The organism is Flavobacterium bizetiae (genome assembly GCF_024271895.1).
Classification (GTDB): domain Bacteria; phylum Bacteroidota; class Bacteroidia; order Flavobacteriales; family Flavobacteriaceae; genus Flavobacterium; species Flavobacterium bizetiae.
Genome location: NZ_CP091861.1, coordinates 3502095 through 3525532, shown reverse-complemented (window position 1 = coordinate 3525532; position 23438 = coordinate 3502095). Strand labels below are relative to the sequence as shown.

Annotated in this window: 16 protein-coding genes; 9 read left to right on the top strand and 7 right to left on the bottom strand. The window is 36.3% G+C overall.

Annotation, left to right across the window (positions count from 1 at the left end; genetic code table 11):
* Positions 1–5: 5 nt before the first annotated feature.
* Both L0669_RS15140 and L0669_RS15135 read left to right on the top strand, forming a co-directional pair.
* Positions 6–6470: a T9SS type A sorting domain-containing protein gene (locus L0669_RS15140; protein WP_263758590.1), complete on the top strand. Its 6465-nt coding sequence runs from the start codon at positions 6–8 to the stop codon at positions 6468–6470.
* Between the two features lie 48 nt (positions 6471–6518).
* The gene (locus L0669_RS15135; RefSeq protein ID WP_173969493.1) at positions 6519–7370 is read left to right on the top strand and encodes an outer membrane beta-barrel protein; all 852 of its coding nucleotides are present in this window, start codon (positions 6519–6521) and stop codon (positions 7368–7370) included.
* A 76-nt stretch (positions 7371–7446) separates the two neighbouring features.
* On the opposite strand, the gene L0669_RS15130 is transcribed toward L0669_RS15135, so the two are convergent.
* Positions 7447–7905 (bottom strand): response regulator, encoded by a 459-nt coding sequence (locus tag L0669_RS15130; RefSeq protein WP_173969494.1) that lies wholly within the window; start codon positions 7903–7905, stop codon positions 7447–7449.
* 299 nt (positions 7906–8204) lie between these two features.
* Here L0669_RS15130 and L0669_RS15125 point away from each other — a divergent pair, with 299 nt between their 5' ends.
* From L0669_RS15125 to ligD, 3 genes are all read left to right on the top strand, one after another.
* Positions 8205–8699: a hypothetical protein gene (locus L0669_RS15125; RefSeq protein ID WP_263758589.1), complete on the top strand. Its 495-nt coding sequence runs from the start codon at positions 8205–8207 to the stop codon at positions 8697–8699.
* A 77-nt stretch (positions 8700–8776) separates the two neighbouring features.
* The gene (locus L0669_RS15120) at positions 8777–9259 is read left to right on the top strand and encodes a hypothetical protein (RefSeq protein WP_263758587.1); all 483 of its coding nucleotides are present in this window, start codon (positions 8777–8779) and stop codon (positions 9257–9259) included.
* Complete coding sequence (gene ligD / locus L0669_RS15115; protein ID WP_263758585.1) at positions 9246–11810, top strand: DNA ligase D; 2565 nt, start codon at positions 9246–9248, stop codon at positions 11808–11810. The genes L0669_RS15120 and ligD overlap by 14 nt, the downstream gene beginning before the upstream one ends.
* A 211-nt stretch (positions 11811–12021) precedes the next feature.
* Here ligD and ku read toward each other — a convergent pair whose 3' ends face one another.
* The 5 genes from ku to L0669_RS15090 form a co-directional block, all read right to left on the bottom strand.
* Positions 12022–12792 carry a non-homologous end joining protein Ku gene (gene ku, locus L0669_RS15110; protein WP_263758584.1) on the bottom strand — a complete coding sequence of 257 codons (771 nt, stop codon included), beginning with the start codon at positions 12790–12792 and terminating at the stop codon, positions 12022–12024.
* 9 nt (positions 12793–12801) lie between these two features.
* On the bottom strand, positions 12802–13170 hold the full coding sequence (locus L0669_RS15105) for a SpoIIAA family protein (protein ID WP_173969497.1): 369 nt from the start codon (positions 13168–13170) through the stop codon (positions 12802–12804).
* Between the two features lie 324 nt (positions 13171–13494).
* Positions 13495–14256 carry an alpha/beta hydrolase gene (locus L0669_RS15100; protein ID WP_263758583.1) on the bottom strand — a complete coding sequence of 254 codons (762 nt, stop codon included), beginning with the start codon at positions 14254–14256 and terminating at the stop codon, positions 13495–13497.
* A gap of 28 nt (positions 14257–14284) precedes the next feature.
* Positions 14285–14764, bottom strand: coding sequence for a cytochrome P460 family protein (locus L0669_RS15095; RefSeq protein WP_263758582.1), 480 nt, complete (start codon positions 14762–14764; stop codon positions 14285–14287).
* 2 nt (positions 14765–14766) lie between these two features.
* Positions 14767–15723 (bottom strand): heme-binding domain-containing protein, encoded by a 957-nt coding sequence (locus L0669_RS15090; RefSeq protein ID WP_263758581.1) that lies wholly within the window; start codon positions 15721–15723, stop codon positions 14767–14769.
* A gap of 310 nt (positions 15724–16033) precedes the next feature.
* On the opposite strand from L0669_RS15090, the gene L0669_RS15085 reads away from it, so the two are divergent.
* Positions 16034–17152: a LytTR family transcriptional regulator DNA-binding domain-containing protein gene (locus L0669_RS15085; RefSeq protein ID WP_263758580.1), complete on the top strand. Its 1119-nt coding sequence runs from the start codon at positions 16034–16036 to the stop codon at positions 17150–17152.
* Between the two features lie 80 nt (positions 17153–17232).
* On the opposite strand, the gene L0669_RS15080 is transcribed toward L0669_RS15085, so the two are convergent.
* A complete protein-coding gene (locus L0669_RS15080; RefSeq protein WP_263758579.1) occupies positions 17233–19653 on the bottom strand; it encodes a TonB-dependent receptor in 2421 nt (806 codons plus the stop codon).
* A gap of 945 nt (positions 19654–20598) precedes the next feature.
* Here L0669_RS15080 and L0669_RS15075 point away from each other — a divergent pair.
* The 3 genes from L0669_RS15075 to L0669_RS15065 are packed head-to-tail and all read left to right on the top strand — an operon-like array spanning position 20599 to position 23425.
* Positions 20599–21639 carry an SDR family oxidoreductase gene (locus tag L0669_RS15075; protein WP_263758578.1) on the top strand — a complete coding sequence of 347 codons (1041 nt, stop codon included), beginning with the start codon at positions 20599–20601 and terminating at the stop codon, positions 21637–21639.
* Positions 21640–21641: 2 nt separating this feature from the next.
* A complete protein-coding gene (locus L0669_RS15070) occupies positions 21642–22295 on the top strand; it encodes an NAD-dependent epimerase/dehydratase family protein (RefSeq protein ID WP_263758577.1) in 654 nt (217 codons plus the stop codon).
* The gene (locus L0669_RS15065) at positions 22292–23425 is read left to right on the top strand and encodes an MBL fold metallo-hydrolase (protein ID WP_263758576.1); all 1134 of its coding nucleotides are present in this window, start codon (positions 22292–22294) and stop codon (positions 23423–23425) included. Before L0669_RS15070 ends, L0669_RS15065 begins: the two co-directional genes overlap by 4 nt.
* Positions 23426–23438: the final 13 nt, after the last annotated feature.

Below are 23438 nucleotides of genomic sequence, written 5' to 3'. Positions count from 1 at the left end.
ATGTTATGAAAAAAAAATTACTCTTATTTATCATCTTTTTGTGTACATTCTTTGTACAACAAAACCTTAAAGCCCAGGCAACTGTTCTGGCCCCAGGTGATATAGCCTTTATTGGTTATCAAGCGGGAACTCCAACCGATGGTTTCTCTTTTATCACTCTTAAAGATATCAATGCCGGAACGCTTGTATATTTTACAGAAGATGGCTGGGGAAATGGTGCATGGATTACATCAAATCCCGAGACGCACTTATTGTGGACTGTTCCAGCCTTTACACCTGCCGGTAAAATTGTATCAATAGTCGAAACTTCGGCTGATACTTTTACAGTTACAGGTACAACTGGAATAACACTTGCGTCAGGTACAGGTTTTAATCTTGCTAATTCCGGCGACCAGATATTGGCCTATCAATCTGCAACAGGTCCAGAACCGGCGTCACCTACATTTATTGCAGGTATCCATGCAGATTATAACTCTTCGACTTATGACGCTACGACAACATGGAATAATGCAGCACAAGCAAATTTATTTGGAGGATCTGAAAGTTCATTACCTCCCGGTTTAACTAATGGTGTGAATTGTATTTCTTTATTTCCGGCACCTGGTCCTGAACAGAATAACAGTAAATACATAGGAACTTTGACAGGTACTACTGCTGATTTATTGGCAAAAATTAATAATCCGTCAGCCACATACTGGTCACATAGCAATGGAGCTACTGATTTAGGAATTATTCCTACTAGTTATCCTACACCTGCAGTATCTACTGTTGTAGTTGCAACTGTTTCAACTACAACAGCTACAAGTGTTAAAGCTGTTTCTGCTGTAATGGGTGGAAATTTAACCGTAGATGGTGGTGATGCAACCGTTCAAAGAGGAATTGTTTGGGCTACAACTACAGCTCCAACTATTGCTGATCATAAAGTTCAGAATGGAACGGGAACAGGAACATTTAGCGCTACTATAACAGGACTTCCATCTGCAACAACTATTTATTACAGAGCTTATGCTACCAATGCCGGCGGTACCAGTTATGGTGCTGAATCAAATTTTACTACAGGCGCTGCTTTAACTGCTCCGGCAACAATCTCTAAAACAAATGTCAGCTGTAACGGAGGAAACAATGGTACTGCTACAATTGTTGTAAGCGGAGGCACAACTCCTTATACTTATTCATGGTCGCCATCTGGAGGAACAAATGCAACAGCATCTGTTCTTGGTGTTGGAGTTTATACTGTAACCGTTACTGATGGTGAAGGAACACAAATAACAAGATCTGCTACTATAACCCAGCCACCTGTATTAAACGCTACACCTGCTTTTACAAACGTAGCGTGTAATGGAGGTTCTAATGGTGTTGCTGCTGTAACTGCAACAGGAGGCGCCGGAGGTTATACTTATCTATGGAATACTGGTGCTACAACAGCTGCTATTACAGGTCTTATAGCCGGAACATATAGTGTAACGGTTACAGACGCAAATTCTTGTACCAAAACAGTAAGTAATATTCAAGTAACACAGCCATCTGCATTAAGTGCTTCATCTGCTGTTACAAACGTATCATGTAATGGAGGCAGTAATGGTGTCGCTTCTGTAACAGCAACAGGAGGAGCCGGAGGTTATACGTACTTATGGAATACAGGTGCTTCAACAGCTGCTATAACAGGTCGTCCAGCAGGTACTTACAGCGTAACGGTTACAGATGCAAATTCATGTACTATAACTCTAAATAATATTACAATAACTCAGCCGCCTGTTTTAGATGGAACAACTTCTACAACAGCAGCGTCATGTTTTGGAGGATCAAATGGTACTGCAACAGTAACAGCAACTGGAGGAACTGGAGGCGGAAGCTATACTTATTCCTGGTCACCGTCTGGAGGAACTGCTGCAACAGCAACAGGTCTTACCGCAGGGACATACAGTGTTACCATTACCGATGGTAACGCTTGCACCAAAACTATAACGGGTATTACTGTTGGTCAGCCAGCAGCTGCGCTTAATGGTACGCCTGCTGTAACAAACGTTGCATGTAACGGTGGATCAAATGGTGTTGCTTCTATAACTGCAACAGGAGGAACCAGTCCGTATACTTACTTATGGAATACAGGAGCTACAACTTCTTCTATAACAGGTCTTCTTGCTGGTTCTTATAGTGTGACTATTACTGATGCAAATGCTTGCATCAAAACCATAAGTAATATTATGGTATCACAACCATCTGTCTTAAATGCACTACCCTCTGTAACAAATGTTGCGTGTAATGGAGGAGCTAATGGTACTGCTAGTGTAACTCCTTCAGGAGGAGTTGTAGGTTATAGCTACTTATGGAATACAGGAGCTACAACACAAACAATAACAGGTCTTACGGCTGGTACTTACAGTGTAACTGTTACGGATGCTAATGCTTGTACCAAAGTTGTAAATATCAATGTAACACAGCCGCCAGTTTTAGATGGAACAACATCAACAACATCGGTTTCATGTTTTGGAGGATCTAATGGTAGTGCAACTGTTACAGCAACAGGCGGAACTCCGAGTTATACTTATTCTTGGGCACCATCTGGCGGGACTGCGGCTACAGCTAGCGGTCTTACTGCAGGAACTTATAGTGTTACCATTACTGATGCTAACGCTTGTGTCAAAACTATAACGGGTATTGTTGTTGGCGGCCCTGCTGCTGCTTTAGTAGCAACACCAGCTGCACAAACTAATATTCTATGTAATGGATCTGCAACTGGATCTGCAACTGTTGCAGTAACAGGAGGAACTGGAACTTATACTTATCAATGGTCTCCTTCTGGAGGAACTGCTGCTACGGCAACAGGATTAACCGCAGGTACTTATACAGTAACTGTAAAAGATGCTAACTTATGTCAGACTACACAAAGTTTTACTATCACGCAGCCATCAGCTTTAATTGCTAGCGCATCTGCTCAAACTAATATTGCATGTAATGGTGGTACAACCGGATCTGCAACTGTATCAGCTACAGGAGGAACTGGAGCTTATACCTATTCATGGTCTCCTTCTGGAGGAACTGCTGCAACAGCATCTGGATTAGCTGCCGGGACTTATACTGTAACAGTTACAGACGCAAACTTATGTTTTACTACTCAAAGTTTTACTATTACACAGCCAACAGCTTTAGCTGCAACTACAGCTTCTACAGGTGTAAGTTGTTTTGGAGGAAGCAATGGTAGTGCAAGCGTAACAGTATCAGGAGGTACACCTGGTTATACTTATGCATGGGCTCCGCTTGGAGGTTCAACATCATCTATTAACGGAAGACCCGCAGGAAACTATACTTGTACCATTACAGATGCTAATGGTTGTACATTAGTTAAAAACATAACTATTTCATCACCTGCTGCATTATCTGGAACAATTTCAAAAACAGATGTTTCTTGTAATGGAGGCACTAATGGTACTGCAATTGTAATTCCAGCAGGTGGAGTTGGTGGATATACCTACTCTTGGTCACCAACTGGTGGAAATGCTGCAATAGCATCTGGATTACCTGCTGGAACATATACAGTTACAATTTCAGACGCTAATGTATGTTCTACTACTGCTAGTATAACAATAAACCAGCCAAGTCCTTTAGCTGCAACTGCATCACAAACTAATGTTCTTTGTAATGGAGGCGCAACTGGTACAGCAACCGTAGTTGCTTCTGGAGGAACATCAAACTATACGTACTTATGGTCTCCAACTGGAGGAACAGCAGCTACTGCAACTGGTCTTACTGTTGGAAATTACAGCTGTTTAATTACAGATAACAACGGATGTTTTGTTTCAAAAAGTTTTACTATTACGCAACCTGCAATATTATCAGCTACAACAAGCCAGATAAATGCAACTTGTTCAACAGGTGGTCAGGCTGCAGTAAATGTTAATGGTGGTACTACTCCATATTCTTACTCATGGTCAAATGGTGCTACGACACAAATTGTAACAGGGTTATTAGCTGGAAATTATAGTGTCATAATTACAGACGGTAACGGATGTACGCTAACTAAAAACTTTACTATTACTACAACTAATACTTTAGTTGCCACAACATCTCAAACTAATGTTTTATGTAATGGATCTAATACAGGATCTGCAACTGTAGTTCCTAGTGGTGCTCCGGGTCCATTTACTTATGTATGGGCTCCTTTTGGAGGAAATGCCGATACAGCAGCTAATTTAACTGCAGGAAATTATGCCGTAACGATTACATCTGCTAACGGATGTTCTATTGTAAAAACGTTTACAATCACGGAACCTGCTGCTATAAATATTACACCTTCGCAAACTAATCTATTATGCAATGGTGCCGTAACGGGATCTGCAAGTGTTGTCGTAACAGGAGGAACTGGAGGCTATACTTACTCTTGGTCACCTTCTGGTGGAACTGCAGCAACTGCAACAGGATTAGCTGCCGGAACATATACTGTAACAGTTACAGATGCTAACTTATGTACTAAAACACAAAATTTCACAATTACACAACCTACTGCAATTACAGCAACCACTACAACAACAGATGTATCTTGTAATGGTGGATCTAACGGTTCTGCAACAATAAATGCAACAGGAGGAACTGGAAACTACACTTATGCATGGTCTCCAACCGGAGGATCTGCTGCTACAGCAACAGGATTAGCTGCTGGAAATTACACTGTAACCATTACAGACGAAAATAATTGTAGTATAACAGAGAATGTTTCTATAGCTGAACCTACAATTCTTGACGCTACGATTGCACAAACTGATGTAACTTGTATTGGTACTTCCGATGCTACTGCAACTGTTACTGCAACAGGCGGAAATGGTAATTATACTTATTCATGGTCACCTTCTGGAGGTTCTGCAGCAACAGCAACCGGACTTAGTGCAGGAAATTATACAGTAACTATTACAGATGCTAAAGGATGTTTTGCTACAAAAACAGTAACAATCGTAACCACTCCAGATGTAACTGCACCAGTTCCTGATGTAGCAAATCTACCTGCAATTACAAATACTTGTTCAGTTTTGGCATCACAAATTCCTGTTCCAACAGCAACAGACAATTGTGCAGGAATTATAAATGCTACTACAACTGATCCTTTAAGTTATACAGCTGTAGGAACGTATACCATCAAATGGACTTATAATGACGGACATGGAAATACTTCATTTCAAAATCAAACGATTAATGTAACAGCTTCACCTTTAGATCAGGTAACTTTTAGCAATGCTTCGTATACTTTTGATGGAAATCTTCATGCATTACAAGTGGCTAATCTTCCTGCGGGAGCTACTGTAGCGTATTCTATTACGCCAGCCGCAAGTACTTTAAATGGTGCAATTAATGCTGGTACCTATACCGTTACTGCAATCGTTTCGCCTGCAGCAAGTACACCAAATTGTTCGCCAATTACACTTACTGCACAACTTACGATTAACAAAGCAGCGCAACTGATTACTTTTGGTGCAATTCCTGCTAAAATTTTAGGAGTACTTAATGACTTCAGTTTAGATGCTACTTCTAATTCAGGTTTACCAATTCGTTATTCATTTACATACACTTCTGCCCTGCCACCTGCAAATGTTTCTGCAATAGGGTTAGTTAATTTGTTACGATCTGGTAGTTTAGTGATTGTAGCACATCAGGATGGTAATGACAATTATTTACCTGCTGCAAATGTAGAGCAAGTTCTTGTCATCAAAAACAATGATATCACCATTACTAAAATCACACTTGGTAACAAAGTATATCAAAATCCTGCGAAACAAATTACATACGTGATGGGATGTGATGAGAATAATCCAAACGTTAGTTTCACAAATGAAACCGGAGCGACATTCTCACCTGCTGCTAATCTTACGATTACAACTCCTAAACCTGGAATTTATACGCAAAATGTTACTGTAACTTCACAAGACGGAACAGCAACGGCTACTTATGCCTTAACGATAGAAAAACCATTTGGTTTCTATGACATTGTTCATCAAAAATTCAACAATGTATTGCTTATAAATAACAATCCTCAGACAAACGGAGGTTACGAATTTGTTTCGTACCAATGGTTTAAAAACGGACAGTTGGTAGGAACAGGTCAATACTATTCAGCGGGAGAAGATTTAGCGAATTCATTAGATACTTCTGCAGATTTTAGTGTAAAAATGACAACCAAAGACGGAAAAATTCTTCAAACTTGTAGTACCAAAATTACGGTTCAAAAATCGTTAACGGCAAGACTTTATCCTAACCCAATTCAAACAGGACAAGTCATTACAGTTGAAGCAGATTTCCCTGCCGAAGAATTAGAAAATATGCAAATAAGCTTATATACTGTTTCTGGCCAATTGGTAAAAACTTTGAAATCATCTACGGTAAGAACTGAAGTTCAGTTACCAGATGCTGAAAGTAATATGTATGTTGTAGTTATTGAAACTGCCAATATCAAGAAAACACTAAAAGTAATTGTAAATAAATAAAATCTGTCAGTACTACTTTAGAGTAGTACTGACATAATAAAAAATAAGATGAAAAAATATATACGAAACTATATAACATCACTGTCAATCGTTACACTACTTTTAGGAACTTGCCTAAACAGTTACGCTCAGGACAGAAAACAAGAATTATCAATAGCTGTAGGAGGACCTTTTTCATTTCTAAAGTATAATTCTGGCGGAGATGTAGTTCCCGGAAATGGTATAAATGCAGGAATTCGCTATTCTTATTACTTAAATGAAGGTTTAAGTATTGGCATTGGTGTTGAATATCAAACCTATAATTCTGATGTAAAGTATGGCTTTTTTAACGGACAATACAATGCTATTGATGCTGAAAATGAAGCTTTTCAATTTAGATACAAAGCAACTAATTTAAGAGAGGAACAAAAACTGGGATACATCAACATTCCAATTGGTATTCAGTTTGAAACTCCCGGAGATACAAAATTATATGTTGCAGCAGGAGCTAAAATAGGTTTCGCTACAAACGGAACTTACCAAAGCACTTTCCAGAACCTTACTACAAGCGGGTATTATCCGCAGTATAATGTAGAATTGTTTAGTCCTGCATTTGCTGGTTTTGAAAACGTAAACGACCTAAAAACAAGCAAACAAGATCTAAATACAGAGGTATCTTATTCTGCTACATTCGAAACTGGTTTAAAACAAAAAATTGGTGATCGCAGTGCTATTTATATCGGACTTTATTTGGACTACGGTTTGAATAATGTTTATGATAATAAAGGAAGCAAAAATCTGGTACAATACAATCCGCAATTACCTGTGCAGTTGCAATACAACAGCATACTTGACTCTTCTTTTTCAAATGATGTCAGATTGGTTTCTTACGGACTTAAACTAAGATATGCGATTCGGTAATATGTAAATTCGATCACACAAACTATTAAAAATAAAAAATCCATTCGTTGCGACGAATGGATTTTTTTATTGAAGTTTATTCAATCTTAACCGATTTGATCTCGATCTTATTGTACTGTGCAATAGATTTTGGTTTTCGCCAATATTCTATAATCGTTTTGATAACCTCTTTGAACTTCACATAATCAAAAGGTCTCACAAAATAACTGTGCGTTGGCAGAGAATACGGATCGATTACAAAACTTTGCTCAAACAAAGTAGTAAAAAACAAGTACGGACAATTGAATATCGTCCCTACTCCATTATTATCCGGATTCGTTTCCATCACTTTATAATTCATCACATTCAGCAAAACAATATCAGAAAACACCAAAAAAGGCTTAATCTGATGGCGAAGCATATAATTGCAAGCCGTTTCGGCGGTATTAAAATATATAATTGGGTTGGCGTAGTTGAGTTCGCTAAAAACCTCAATAAATAATTTTCGGTCTTCCTGCTTATTCTCTATGACTACTATGGGTCCTTTTTTATTCATAACAAATACATTTAAATTCTTAACTGCAAGCACATAACTTCCCGCAATTAATTCTATTCAAATATTTTAAAAATTGACCAAAAATTACTTACAAAATCTTCTTTTCTGCTTATATAATTTTCATTTATGGCAAAATCACTAAGAATTTCTTTTTATAAAAGCTAAAATGCTGTTAATTATATAATTACTATTTCAAATTTTATAAGTAAATACGACTACTTCCTAACTAATTTTGAGTGAGACATTTAGAATCAGAAAAAATGAATTTTAATTATCTAATAATTTAAACTCAAATAGCTATGAATACTTCAAACCATAAAACAAGCAGACATATAGGAAGTTATCTTAAAGACGATCGCATTCTTCATCCTGAAGATGATATTCGTCTTGCAGCTGATCAAACACAAAACGATATCTACGCCGTAAATAACAATAATGACGAAAGTGACGAAAGTTATGTCGACGAATATCAAAAAAGAATGGATGAAGAATATGATGCAGAGGAAGATCAATTCTTAAATCAGGACGAAGATCCTGATGATTTAGATGATAATTTCGCTGATGCCCTTGACAGAGAAAACGAAGACGATGATTATTTTGAAGAAGAAAATCCAGATGAAGACCTTGACGAAAGTGATCTTGACGATGATCTTATAGAAAAATATGATGAAAACGATCGTGATCCCGACAATTTTGCCACAGACCATTTAAAACAAGACGAACTTGACCAGGAATACGACATCGATCAGGATCTCGAAGAAAAAGATCCGGTAAATAATCCAAGAAAGTTTTAAGCACAATGCTTTACTCAAATAAACCATTCTACCTGAATGGTTTATTTACTTTTTTATCAATCATAAATCAGCTGATCATGGATATTTATACTTTTTTTCAACTAATAATTGTTACCATCGCAGCCACATCTGCCATGACGTTATTCAGTTATATTGTATCAGAAAGCTTTCGGGAATTGTACAAAGAACCGGTTTTATTAACTTTTATGTTAAGCAAACTGCATCTTGACTTATCCCCTAATACAAAAGAAACGTTAGCCTGGATATTGCATTATTTTATAGGCTTTCTGTTCGTTTTATCGTACTATTTTTTATGGATAAACGAGATTTTACCACTTTCCTTTTTAATCGCTTTTTTACTAGGTTTTGCCAGCGGAATCATTGGCATTTTGGGTTGGATGATCATGTTTAAAATGAGCGACCATAAGCCCAAAATCGATTTTAAAGGTTATTATTTTCAGCTGCTTTTGGCCCATATTATTTTCGGTCTTGTTGCAGCAGGGATTTACGCCCTTTCATTAACTGTTTTAATCTTAACAAACGCCCATGTCACTGTCTAAATACAATCAAAAAAGAGATTTTAAACAAACTCAGGAACCAAAAGGAAAAGTCGAAAAATCAGCCAGCAAATTGATTTTCGTGGTGCAAAAACACGCCGCTTCGCATTTACATTACGATTTTAGACTCGAGATGGATGGCGTGCTCAAAAGCTGGGCGATTCCCAAAGGGCCGTCGATGAATCCTGACGATAAACGTTTGGCCATGATGGTCGAAGATCATCCTTATAGTTATAAAGATTTTGAAGGCACAATTCCGGCCGGAAACTACGGTGCCGGAAATGTTATTGTTTGGGATAATGGCACTTATACTCCAGATGAGCCTACTCAGAATCCTGAAAAAACATTGCTGGCAGATCTTAAAAAAGGTCATTTGAGTTTTATTTTAAAAGGAAAAAAACTAAAAGGAGAATTCTCACTCATCAAATTAAAAGGCAAACAGGAAAATGCCTGGCTGCTCATTAAAAAACAAGATCCATATGCTACAGAAAGTGATATATTAAATAAAAATAAATCGGTTATAACAGAAAGAACTTTAGAAGAATTAGAGAAAAAATCCAAAAAAATGGATGAGAATAGCTCTGAAAAAAAAGCTTCGAAAAAAAGTCATTCATCAAGTGAAACTCCTGCTGTTTTTATTAAACCAATGTTAGCGAATACCAAAGAAAAAGCATTTGATGATACCAATTGGGTATTCGAAAATAAATACGATGGATATCGGGCAATTGCTGTAATTAATCCTACTGATGTGCAATTATTTAGCCGAAATGAATTATCTTTTAATGCTAATTTTAAACCTATTGCAGATGAATTACAAAAAATAGATCATATTGCAGTTTTAGACGGCGAAATTGTAGTAGAAGACGAAAACGGAAAAGCTAATTTTCAGCTGCTTCAAAACTATCTGAAAACGGGTTTTGGAACGCTAAAATATTATGTTTTTGATCTTCTTAATTTAGATGGAAATCTCATTACTGATTTGTCGTTGCTTGAAAGAAAAGAGCTTTTGAAAATTCTCTTTAATAAATATGATTTCACCAATGTTTTTTACTCAGAACATACCGTAGAAAAAGGTTTGAAGCAATTTGATCTTTCGATAAAAAACAAAGGCGAAGGAATTATTGCCAAAAAAGCCGATAGTACTTATATCCCAAATAAAAGAAGCAGCGACTGGCTTAAAATTAAAATTTCGAATGAAGAAGAAGCCATTATCATTGGAATCACGCAGCCTAAGAATTCAAGAAAATATTTTGGTGCTATTTTACTCGGGCAATATTATGGTAAAAGACTTCAGTTTATTGGGAAGTGCGGCACCGGTTTTACAGATGCAACATTAAAAGAATTGTACACAAAGCTAAAACCTCATTTTGTGAATGAATCTCCACTTAGCGAAAAACTGGTTCTAAGAGATCAAATTCAATGGGTAAAACCGAAACTGGTTTGTCAGGTTAAATTTTCAGAATGGACGAATGACAAACATTTAAGACATCCCGTATATCTGGGCTTAAGAATTGATAAAAAAGCCAATGAAGTTTTTGTTCCATCAAACACTAAATCAAATGTTGAATTAGAGGTTAAACCGGATAAAATTTTAAAAGAAGAAAAAATGAAAGAAGAACCAACCCCTGCAACAGAAAACGATTACGACTTAAAAATAGGAAAAACGACTTTGCATTTAACCAATCAAAACAAGATTTATTTTCCTGAAGATAGTATTACCAAAGGAGAAATCGTGCAGTATTATAATGAAGTCGCTGATTTGATTGTTCCGTATCTTAAAGATCGTCCGCAATCGATGAATCGTTTTCCTAACGGAATCAATGCACCGGGATTTTATCAAAAAGATGTCGCTGTAGATAAAGTTCCGGATTGGCTGAAGACCAAAAAAATATTTTCAGAATCAAATGAAGAATATCTCAATTATTTGATTTGTAATGATAAAGCAACTTTGCTCTATATGGCGAATTTAGGCTGTATCGAAATGAATCCGTGGAATTCTACCATCAAACACATCGAAAATCCAGATTGGCTTGTTATTGATATCGATCCTGATAAAGATGATTTTCAGGAAGTGGTAAAAACAGCTTTAACCGTAAAAGAGGTTCTCGACGAACTCGAAACCGATTGTTATTGCAAGACTTCGGGCGCAACCGGATTACACGTTTACATTCCGCTTGGTGCACAATACGATTACGATTCGATTAAAATTTTTGGAGAATTACTGGCTACCGAGATTCATTCGCGTTTACCCAAAACAACTTCTTTAGAACGAAGCATTAAAAAAAGAAACCATAAAATCTATATCGATTATTTACAAAACCGACGAGGACAAACTTTGGCTTCGCCTTATTCTGTACGACCTAAACCCGGAGCAACAGTTTCAACTCCTTTAGAATGGAGCGAAGTAAATTCGAAACTGCATCCTTCACAATTTACCATCAAAAATGTATTGAAACGTTTTGAGAAAAAAGGCGATTTATGGCAACCCGTTTTAGGAAAAGGTGCCAACATCAAAAAGATATTGCACAAACTGGAAAATAGAAATCCTAACTAATTCAGGTTGCTAGTTTAATAAATAAAATCGTTACTACAAAAGAATAATCCCTACGGGATATTTTCAGGGTGTGCCTTTCGTTAATTCTACCAATATTTAAGTCCTACAGACTAATAAAAAATATCCCGGAGAGACTAAATATTGGTAGAAATCAATTTATTTGTGCCGTTTTTTTGTTCCGTAGGAACTACACTTATTAGCAACTTGGTAATTAAGAGGATTTCTTTTTTTCCAGACTTGCTTTTAGCATTGCCATTAAATCGTCGCTTTGTTTGTGAACGACTTTCAATTTTGGAGCGGCTTGCTTTTTACCTTTTGCTTTGTTCTTTATAATTTGCAAAAGTTTTGCGGTATATTCATCTTTATAAGCGCTGATATCGAATTTTTCTGTAAGCTGATCGATCAGTTTTTCGGCCATGTCCATTTCTTTTGTGGCTTTTTTAGACACTGCAGGCAATTTTAATTCTGATGTATCCCGTATTTCCTGCTCAAAACGAATTCGGTTTAAAAGAATTACATTTTTGTACGGTTTCAAAATCGCCAGGCTTTCTTTATTACGCAAAACAAAACTCGTTACCCCTACTTTTCCCGACGCTTCAAGCGCATCTCTAAGCAAAGCATACGCATTCATCGCGCCTTTATCAGGCTCAAGATAATACGGTTGCTCATAGTAAATACTATTAATTTCTGTTTCTAAAGCAAAACTCTGAATGTTAATCGTTTTGGTTTTCTCAGCATCTGCCGCCTCAAAATCCGCATCTTCAAGAATAACATATTTGTCGTCTATTTTATATCCTTTTACAATATTGGCGTACGCCACTTCTTTTCCGGTATTTTCATTTACCCTTTTGAATTTGATGTTGGCGTGATCTTTTTCATCCAGCATATCCATGTCAATACTGCTTTCCTGCACCGCAGAAAATATTTTAATGGGAATATTAATTAACCCAAAACTTATCGATCCTGTCCAAATTGCTCTCATAACTTTAGTTTATAAAATTGAATTTCCTTCCACCCATTTCAGAGCTTTATTGAAAGCTAGCTTTTTAAAACCACGTAATTCTCCCGTGCTGTTAAATGTAAATTTGTCATTAAAATTCATCTCTTCAGAATCTGAAACAATCGCAACCCTGTTCCAGTTTTCAAATTGTTGCAATCCCAGAACCGCATCCTGAAACCATACGTTTTCAGTAAAACTCTGAACATCCGTATCCAACGCAAATAAAAAATTTATTTCGTTTGATTGTTTGGATAAACCTTCTAACTCAGGCAATACAACACTCTTAAAATCAGCAGTTGTTACCTGACCAAGAGCTCTAAAAGCAATTAAATTTTTGGCTGTTTCTATTTTATGTATCATAATGATTATAGTTTGATTTGTTGTTCTAATATTTTCTTTTACAGAGGGTTAAAATTAATTCACAACACATCAGAAAATCTTACACGATTATGGGCAGAGATTACAAAACTTCAACAATGCATTTATCAGCTCAAACAATGCAAAATTCTTTCACGCAGATTAAGCAGATTTTATTCAAGATAATAATCGGCGTTAATCTTCATAAATCCTTTCAAATCTGCGTGAAACCTTTATTACAACAAAATAGGTTTCATCAATAAAACTTCATAAAAAAAACTCCAAAATCAAACGACTTTGGAGTTTATAATTAACCTTTTAAATAATTTATTTCTTTGCTGTTGCAGCTTCTTCAATAATACGTAAAACTTCTGTTGGGTGCGAAAGCATTACCACATGGCTAGCTTCAATTTCTGTTGTTTTAGCATTCGCTCTTTTTGCCATAAATCGTTCTAATTCCGGGCTTATCGATTTATCGCTTTTGGCTAAAATATACCAGCTTGGTTTTGTTTTCCATGCAGGTTCTCCACTTTTATCTGCAAAAACACCTTGTTTGGCAGGAGTTTGTGTCGCATAAATCAGGTTTTGATCTTTCTCTTTAAGATCCTGAGCAAAAACTTCCTTAACTCCGGCTTTCGACAAATAAACAAAACCATCCAAAGGCTCTAAATAATTACTAAGCGTAATTGCAGGGCCTTGCGCAGATAAAGCAGGAATTGTTTCTCCTAAATCAGGAACCAATGCGGCAACAAAAACCAAACCTTTTACTTTAGGATCGTTTCCGGCTTGTGTAATCACAAAACCTCCCCACGAATGTCCCACTAAAATAACATTTCCTTTCGCCTGCGCAATCGCTCTTTTGGTAGCAGCAACATCATCTGCCAATGAGGTAATTGGATTTTGAACCGAAATTACCGGATATCCTTTTGCCTGCAAAGCCACAATTTGATTGGTAAACGAAGATCCGTCTGCCCAGATTCCGTGAACAAAAATGATTGTTGGTTTATTTGATGTTGTTTCCTGTGAATACATTTTTATACTACTAAGAGATACCAAAACAGCAAAAGCTAAAATTTTAATTGTTTTCATTTGTTTAATTATTTAGTGTTTATTTAATTTATAATTCCGGCACAATTGCCCTTTTTTGATTCAGTAAAAGCCCGATTCGATGCGAATTACCAAGTGTATCTTTTTGAAGTATCATCGTATTCCCTTCAAATTTTTGATATTTAAAATCCTCTTTTTCTCCCACAGATTCCAAAACTTCCATAGATAACAACTTACCTGGAATAATCGCTCCAAGCCAGTTAGGATCGGGTTTTTGATGCCATGTGATGCAAATCAGTTTTTCGCCTTTCTGCAAATGAGAACTATTTGTTTCAATCCTCTCAATGGCTATTTGATTGCCATACAACAATGATGTAGTATGTTTTTTATTGTTGATAGAAGAATTGATGACCTTCAAACCGGAAACTTTATCCAGCATATTGTCCGGTAACGAAGCTTCTTTATTCAAAGCATTTTCATTGGTTTTGTCTGAACATCCCAAAAGAAAAAAGAAAGAAATAATGGCAGTAAAATATAGTATCGTTTTCATGTTTATTGACGTATTGGAAGTGTGAATACATAATCGTTTTTCTCCATAGGCTTGTGGCAATTCATACATTCGATTACAAAATCTGCCCTTTTACCGTACGGAATCAGTTCGGTGGTTTTAAAGCGTGAAAATCCCCAACCGTTTGTTTTCCTGTATTTCTTATGATCTTTACTCATAAATTCTACCTGTTTAAAAGCACCCTGAGAAATATTCCCATCTTCATCTTCAATTTCTTCGTAAGCCGCTTTCGCTAAAATTGCTCCGTCGGGCCAGGGATTGATTTTCTTTTCTTTAATAGCTTTTATCGCAATATCATTTCCGTAAATAATTCGCATGGTTCCGTTATCCAGACGTTGCGTTGTACTTACAACAGCCCAGTTTTTATAATCAGCTACATAAGCAATTCCGTTTGGCGTTTGAGGTATTTTTGCGGATTTTTCAACCTTTTTTAATGCTGCAGACTGATCATTCAGAGCCTTTATTTTAGCCGTATCCTGAGGTTTATTGTTCACTCGTAAACTCCATATATAATTTTGAAGTACTTTGATATCATTTTGAGAAAGTTTAGCCTGCGGATGTGCCAGTGTGTAACTCTGCAAAGGCATTGCTCCCTGAGAAACCTGATTCACAGATTCCCAAAGTTTTGCTTTTTGGTCTGCCGGTGATAATTTATCCCATTCAGAAAAATTGAGTCCGTTTCTGCCGTCTTTAATGTGTTGCGCCACCAACCACGACGCCGGAACTATTTTATCATACCAGGTTAAATTAGTCTGGTTCGAATGGCAATCATAACAAGAATTTCTTAAAATAGTTTGTACTTCGTGAGGTACTTTTACCTCTCCCGTTACTAGCGGATTTGTAATTTCAGGTCGCAAAAATTGTACGGCCGCAAAAATTCCAAACAAGAGGAATAACGGAATCATGATAATCTTTCTTTTATATATTTTTTGCTTTTTCATATCGTTGGTTTTTGTATTTAATGGCTGAATTTTAATCTGTTCATCAAAATGAAGCTGAACAAAATGCTCTCATTTTTCAATTTGATAGTGCAAATAAAGCGCTGAAAACCCACTGGAATCAACTAAAAATGTGCGAAAGGGAAAAAATGAACTTAAAAGGGAATAAATAGAATCGAATGGAAATTGGTTTTTTCTATTTAATAGCTTCATTACAGGAATTACTATCGAATTCTATTTTTAAGTATTGAAAATAATTATACCCAACCCATTATTATTAATTAAATTTGAATCCTGAATACAAAAATTTCCCATGAAAAAAGACAAGCTTTATCTTTTTACTTTTTTATCATTATTGGTAGTCGTATACATTTGCGGATACTTTAGTATGAATTATTTGGTCAATCTGAGTACAGAACAATTTCTAAAAATCCAGATCGAATCCAGTAAAAGAGAAGCCAAAGAAATGGCCAACCTTATTTCTTTGCAAGCACAACAAAATGCCGACAAAAAAGTCATCATCAATAATGTTCAGCAAAGCATTGAAAAAACCGATACCCAAACCGGATTCATTTGCATGTTTGATCAGACAGGAAAAGAAATATGCCATCCAAATCCGGAAAAAATTGGCCGAATGACCGGACCTGACGAATCATTTATTTCGACAACGCATAACGAAGTAAACCCAGAAGATTTTTATTCGTACCTAAAAAATAAAACCGAAGGCGGCGGAATTCGAAATTATAACGATCCAAAAATAGATTCTGAAATTATTTACCTCTATGCCGTTAAAGACACCGATTGGATTATTGCTTCGCATGCCAATCTTCAAAGCATTAACAAACAAGTACAGGATTTAAAATTCTACTTTATTCTCGTTTACATTAGTACAGGCGCGTTGATTGTTTTGATTTCATTTTTTATGATCCGACTTTTTGGAAGCCGTTATGAAAGAAAACTGGAACAGAAAAATGAAAACCTTTTTAATGAAGTTTTAAGCCTTTCGAAACTCAATTATGATTTAACGAATTATAAATCTAAACTGGAATCGAATGAACAATCAAAGGTTCAGGATGTTGCGATTACCGGTACGAATAAAAAGAGAATTCTAACGAATCTGAAAAACGAAATCGTCTCGCTCGAAATAGAACAAATCGCTTATATCTATATGGAAAATACAATCACTTACGTGAAAGATATAAACGGAAAAGTATCGACAAGTAATAGCAGTCTAGAAGAAATTTACAGCGAATTAGACAATTCTACTTTTTTCAGAGCCAACAGACAATTTATTCTGGCAATAAAATCGATAGATAAAATTTTAAAATATGGTAATAATCAATTGAAAATTGAAGTTATGCCGAAATCTCAAATCGATGTCATAATTAGTAAAAACAAAGCTGCTGAGTTTAAAGCATGGTTGAATAAATAACAATAAAAAAGGGTAATATTTCATTGTTGAAATATTACCCTTTTTCTATATTTATAAATTATTGATCTGAAATAAATAACTTAGAATTTAAATGTAATATTGGCTGTAACACGCGTTGGGTTTTGAGCCGCAAGTCTGTACGACCAATACTTTTCATTCGTTAAATTATCCACTTTAATTCCAAGTCGATATTTAGGCTGATCGTAAAAAAGCGACGCATCTAAAACGGTATACGACGGAATAGAAAATTTGAATGTTGCGGTATTCGTCTGGTAATATTCGCTACCATAGATACCTCCAAAACCAAATCCTAAACCTTGCGCAGGACCATTTACAATTCTATAACTTGCCCATAAATTCGCCGTTCTTGGAGATCCCGCCGTAGATGGTCGTAAACCCTGAACGCTGGCATTACTTTTTTCAAATTTACTATCATTATACGTATAACCTGCCACGATATTTAATCCGGAAATAGGATTGGCAATCAATTCAGCTTCAAAACCTTTACTTACCTGAGTTCCGTCCTGAATAGAGAAATTGATATGATTAGGATCATCACGCGTAATGTTTGTCACCTGAATATCATAATAGCTAAGTGTTGCTGATATTTTGTTCAAATCAAATTTAAAACCTCCTTCATATTGATTCGCCTGATTTGGTTTGAACGTGTTTCCGTCAAAATCAGAACCTGAAACGTTGCTAAAACCATTCATATAATTACCAAAAACCGCAATTTTGTCTTTCATAAGTTGATAAACCACTCCGAATTTTGGTGAAAATGCCGTTTGATTGTAATTTCCTGCAATCGAATCTTTACTTGGGTAATACGTTCCTTTATTTTCATATCGGTCTACACGAATTCCTCCCATTACCAATAATTTGTCCGTAACGTTCAAAACATCAGAAACATAAGCACTATACGTATTTTCATTATTCGCTACATAATTAGTGAATTTTACTTTAGGATCAGTAAACATCGGAGCCACTTTATCTAAATTAAAATTGTTGTAAGCGTCGCCCGGTTTTTTATAATCCATGGCAGGCATATTTACGATGGCATCGTTACGAGTCGCACGAAGACTGTAAAAATCGACACCTGCTACTACCCTGTTTTTTAGTTTACCAATGTTAAAAATACCAATAAAATTCTGCTGAATATCTGTTCCGTAAAAAGGAGAATCCTGATACGTAACTTGTTGTCTTAATGTCGTTGGAGACATCATTTGTAACGCCACCGTATAACCCTCAGATGAAGATCTTGTTCTCGATATAACCGTTTGAGACGTCCATTGATCAGTCATTTTATATTTTAACTGTGCAAAAACATTATATTGCTGACTTGTATAATTGATGGTATTATTAGCGAAAGACAATTTGTACGGAATATCAAGTGCTTCAATACTACTTTCGGTATTTTTTACAACAAATGGTGCCAGTCTCGTTGGAGAAGTTGCTTTGTACATACTAAATTCTGCATCGATTAAAAGCGTTAAGCGATCATTGATTTCGTATGAAAAACTTGGAGCAAAAGAAAAATTTCTATTAAATCCGGCATCCTGAAAACTTCTTTCGCTATGAAAAGCAGTATTCATTCTTAACAAAGCTGTTTTATCTTTATTTAATGGCGTATTCACATCTGCTGTAAATCGGTTTAAATCCCAACTTGCTGCTGAATACGATATTTCGCCTTTAAAACTATCAAAAGGCTTTTTGGTCACACGATTAAACAATCCTCCAAAAGATGATAAAGTACTTCCAAAAAGTGTTGCCGATGGTCCTTTGATCACTTCGATACGCTCCAGATTCGAAGGATCGATTGTAGTATACGTAAAACTTCCAACTCCGTTTCTAACCAACTGTGGTGTTGGAAAACCTCTTGATATAGAAGTCGTTCGTCCTTGGTTTCTCACCTCGGCAATACCAGCTCCGGGTACGTTTTTAAAGGCGCTGTTATAATCTGTAATAACCTGTTCCTTCATTAATTCCTTACTCACAATAATGTACACCTGAGAGTTTTCGATATTTTTAAGTGGCATTTTTGCCACATCGATACTTTCTTTTTTCGCAAAACGATTTCCACCGGTACGAATTACAACATCTTCAAGATTTTCTACAGATGAATTTACTCTGATATCTACTTTCGCTGATGGCGCCTCTGCCGTAACCTCAGCTGTTTCTGTAGAAGATGCGTAACCTGACATTGTAACTTCGAGTGTATAGGTACCAAAAGGCAACTTTTTAAACTCATAATTACCAGATGCGTTTGTTACCGCGCTTTTATTAATTTCAATTAATTTAACAATAACACCCTGATTTGCATTTCCGTCATTGGTAATAATAGTTCCGGAGATTTGTCCTGTATCTGAAGTTTGAGCCTGAATAAATCCTCCGCTCATTAATAAACCAACTACAATAACGAAATTAAATTGCTGTTTTAGATTTGCGATCATTCTTCCTGAAGTTCTTATGAAAGAGGAAGTTGATACTATTTTTGTTTTCATGTTATTATTATTTAAACCAATTCTAAATTAAGGCGCAAATGAACAATATTTTTTGTTATCAATCAACAGTCTTCCAGCATTTTTTTTCGAAATAATTGCAATTAAATAACCGTAAAAAAAACACTAAAACAAGGCTTTAAGAAATTTATTACGTAAAATTTTTATTAGGTAAAAAAGAAGATACATTAATATAATTTTAGATTTTAGATTTTAGATTTTAGATTTTAGATTTTAGATTTTAGATTTTAGATTTTAGATTTTAGATTTTAGATTTTCTACTATCTTTTTCAAAGTTTACAACTTTGAAAAAGATTTACTTTCCTATCATTATCCTCAATCTTGTCATCCCGAGGAACGAGGGATCTCCGTGAGCAGCTCGACAAAGATTGGCACATAAAGCAGACCTGACAGGTTTTAAAAACCTGTCAGGTCTCACTAATTACGGAGTTTCTTGCGGAGATCCCTCGTTCCTCGGGATGACAGGATTGTGGTTACTTTATATGTTTAAACCAGTTTATTTCATTTTTGATAAACTAAATATTATAATGAAAATAATTCCCCTAGCCCCGATAGAAGTGGAAATCCTTTTGTGCCGGTGTTCGGCACAAAAGATTGAAACGAATAGCGGGATTAGCTCCTGAAAAAAAGATTCGGTTTTATTATAGAAATCGGCATGACAAAATTATCTGTAGTCACATCGAGGGACTTCGACTTCGCTCAGTCTGACATACAAAAACAACAAACCCTGCTATAAAAATCCGCCCAAATCCGTGCTTTCGCAAAGCGAATCCGTGTCATCCGCCTCCCATCTCTCATTATCTAATTATCAAATTTTCTAATTATCTAATTCCTCCCCCTTGAACCTCTCAACAAAACAACTTTGGACTTTTCAACAAAGTTAGAAGATGATATTCTTAAGATCTTTGTACCATAAAAATGGAATCAATGATACATACCCATCAAAAAGTATTGGTAACAGGCGGAACCGGTTTTGTAGCGATACATAGTATTTTACAATTATTAAACCGTGGTTATGAGGTTCAAACAACCATTCGCTCGATTACAGGGAAAGACAAGATCTATGAAATGCTAAAAAATGGCGGTATTACAGATTTTAGTAAACTGGACTTTATCGAAGCTGATCTTACCTCAGATAAAAACTGGCTCGAAGCCATGATTGGCTGTCAATATGTGTTGCATATTGCTTCACCAATATTTTTAAGATTGCCCAAAAACGAAGACGAGATGATTCGTCCCGCGGTAGACGGAACGTTGCGTGTCCTGAAAGCTGCTCGCGAAGCAGGTGTAAAACGTGTGGTTATGACATCAAACTTTGGTGCTGTAGGTTATAGCCATAAAGATCGAAATAGCCTTGTTACTGAGGAAAGCTGGACAAATCCGAACGAAAAAGGACTTTCGACTTACAATAAATCTAAAGTTCTGGCCGAACAAGCCGCATGGAATTTTATGAAAACCGAAGGTGGATCGCTAGAACTTAGCGTTATTAACCCAATGGGAATCTTTGGTCCGTCGTTAAGCACTGATTTATCGAGTGGCTTCGAAATGCTGAAAAAACTATTAGACGGAACCATGAAAGCAATCCCCGATATCCGACTAGGAATCGTTGATGTAAGAGATGTAGCAGAACTGCATATTCTGGCAATGGAAAATCCTGATGCAAAAGGACAACGCTTTTTGGCTTTAGCCGGAGGCACAATGTCGTTATTAGAAATCGTGAAACTCATAAAAGTAAAAATGCCGTATGTTGCCGGGAAAGCATCTACAAAATCTTTACCTACCTTTATAATACGTTTAACAGCTTTGTTTAACGATCAGGCAAAAGCCATTCTGCCATTGGTGGGTATTTACCGCGAAGCCAGTAACGAAAAGGCGAAAACCGTATTAGGCTGGAAACCCAGAAATAACGAAGAAGCAATTATGGCAAGCGTAATTAGTTTAATTAAATGGAAATCTCTTAAAATATAAATATGAAAGTAATTGTAACAGGCGCTACCGGAATGGTAGGCGAAGGAGTTTTGATAGAATGTTTGAATAATAATGAGGTAAAACAAGTTTTATACGTAGGAAGAAAACCAAGCGGAAAATCGCATCCTAAACTAAAAGAATATCTTGTACCTGATTTTCTTTCGCTGAAAAGCGATGACAGTCAGCTTTCTGGTTATGATGCATGTTTTTATTGCGCCGGAATAAGCAGTGTAGGATTAGATGAAGCGCAATACACGCAAATTACGTACGATACTACCTTGCATTTTGCCAAAGTTTTATTAGCACAAAACTTAAACTTTACCTTCAATTTTATTTCTGGAGCGCACACAGACAGTTCTGAAAACGGAAAAGTAATGTGGGCATGTGTAAAAGGAAAAACCGAAAATGCTTTGCAAGCGTTACCTTTTAAAGCGCAATACAATTTTAGACCGGGATTAATGAAACCTGATAAAACGCAAACTCAGCTTAAAGGATACAATAAATACATTCCGTTATTCTCGCCTATTTTAGGTTTGTTTTATACAGGATGCACCACCAGAGAAATAGGACGCGCCATGATTTTAGTGACCAAAATAGGTTTTCCTAAAAAAATACTCGAAGCAAAAGATATTCTAACAGCCGCGAATTTAAAATGAAGAAACGAATCTTAAAAATAATAAAACGCATACTCATTACAATCCTGGCAATAATAATAGTTCTTGGTATTGCTACGTTTTTGTACATGCAAAAGGCAACTTTCGGAAGTTTGCCATCATCTAAAAGTATGGTACAAATCGAGAAATCTCCTCATTATAAAGACGGAGAATTTCAGAATAGAATTTATACGCCAACATTGGCTCCGGGATATAGTTTTTGGGGCGAAATACAAAAGCAGATTTTCGATAAAAGCGTTCCGACAGAGCCTTCAAAACGAATTCCGTCTGTAAAAACAGATTTAAAACATTTGCCTGCAGATCAGAATCTTTTGGTATGGTTTGGACATTCCTCTGCCCTTTTGCAAATTGATGGAAAGAAAATTCTAATCGATCCTATTTTTAGCGATAATGCGTCTCCGTTGCTTAATACCGTAAAAGTTTTTGACGGAACCAATACGTATCACGTGCAGGATTTACCCAATATAGATTATTTACTCATCTCGCACGACCATTATGATCATCTTGATTACGAAACCGTTCTGGCGCTTAAGAATAAAGTAAAAACCGTGATTTGCGGTTTGGGAGTTGGCGCTCATTTCGAACGTTGGGGATATCCAAAAGACAAAATTATAGAACAGGACTGGAACGATGATGTTGTTGTGGCAAAAAACTTTACCATTCATACTTTGCCTGCAAGACATAAATCAGGGCGTGGTTTTAAACAAAATCAATCGTTATGGGCTTCTTTTTTAATTAATTCGCCTACGCTTAAAATCTATTACAGCGGCGATGGCGGTTACGACACGCATTTTGCCGAAATCGGAAAACAATTTGGCCCTATTGATGTTGCCATTATGGAAAACGGACAATATGATAAAGCCTGGCATTACATTCATATGTTGCCAGAGGAAACCCTGCAAGCCGCAAAAGATCTGAATGCCAAGAGCATTGTTCCTGTTCATAATTCGAAATTTGCACTGGCCAAACATACCTGGAATGCACCGCTAAATGAGCTTAACCGACTCAATGCAAAATATCAGATTCCGCTGATTACGCCTGTTATCGGAGAAATCGTTATTTTTGATGAGCACAAAGTTTTTAAACAATGGTGGAAATACAATTCCAACTAACTGACGCTTCAAA

What these genes read in the sequence shown, in the direction of transcription:
- L0669_RS15140 (WP_263758590.1), top strand. Translation starts at nt 6, where the DNA reads ATGAAAAAAAAATTACTCTTATTTATCATCTTTTTGTGTACATTCTTT.
- L0669_RS15135 (WP_173969493.1), top strand. Translation starts at nt 6,519, where the DNA reads ATGAAAAAATATATACGAAACTATATAACATCACTGTCAATCGTTACA.
- L0669_RS15130 (WP_173969494.1), bottom strand. Translation starts at nt 7,905, where the DNA reads ATGAATAAAAAAGGACCCATAGTAGTCATAGAGAATAAGCAGGAAGAC.
- L0669_RS15125 (WP_263758589.1), top strand. Translation starts at nt 8,205, where the DNA reads ATGAATACTTCAAACCATAAAACAAGCAGACATATAGGAAGTTATCTT.
- L0669_RS15120 (WP_263758587.1), top strand. Translation starts at nt 8,777, where the DNA reads ATGGATATTTATACTTTTTTTCAACTAATAATTGTTACCATCGCAGCC.
- ligD (WP_263758585.1), top strand. Translation starts at nt 9,246, where the DNA reads ATGTCACTGTCTAAATACAATCAAAAAAGAGATTTTAAACAAACTCAG.
- ku (WP_263758584.1), bottom strand. Translation starts at nt 12,792, where the DNA reads ATGAGAGCAATTTGGACAGGATCGATAAGTTTTGGGTTAATTAATATT.
- L0669_RS15105 (WP_173969497.1), bottom strand. Translation starts at nt 13,170, where the DNA reads ATGATACATAAAATAGAAACAGCCAAAAATTTAATTGCTTTTAGAGCT.
- L0669_RS15100 (WP_263758583.1), bottom strand. Translation starts at nt 14,256, where the DNA reads ATGAAAACAATTAAAATTTTAGCTTTTGCTGTTTTGGTATCTCTTAGT.
- L0669_RS15095 (WP_263758582.1), bottom strand. Translation starts at nt 14,764, where the DNA reads ATGAAAACGATACTATATTTTACTGCCATTATTTCTTTCTTTTTTCTT.
- L0669_RS15090 (WP_263758581.1), bottom strand. Translation starts at nt 15,723, where the DNA reads ATGAAAAAGCAAAAAATATATAAAAGAAAGATTATCATGATTCCGTTA.
- L0669_RS15085 (WP_263758580.1), top strand. Translation starts at nt 16,034, where the DNA reads ATGAAAAAAGACAAGCTTTATCTTTTTACTTTTTTATCATTATTGGTA.
- L0669_RS15080 (WP_263758579.1), bottom strand. Translation starts at nt 19,653, where the DNA reads ATGAAAACAAAAATAGTATCAACTTCCTCTTTCATAAGAACTTCAGGA.
- L0669_RS15075 (WP_263758578.1), top strand. Translation starts at nt 20,599, where the DNA reads ATGATACATACCCATCAAAAAGTATTGGTAACAGGCGGAACCGGTTTT.
- L0669_RS15070 (WP_263758577.1), top strand. Translation starts at nt 21,642, where the DNA reads ATGAAAGTAATTGTAACAGGCGCTACCGGAATGGTAGGCGAAGGAGTT.
- L0669_RS15065 (WP_263758576.1), top strand. Translation starts at nt 22,292, where the DNA reads ATGAAGAAACGAATCTTAAAAATAATAAAACGCATACTCATTACAATC.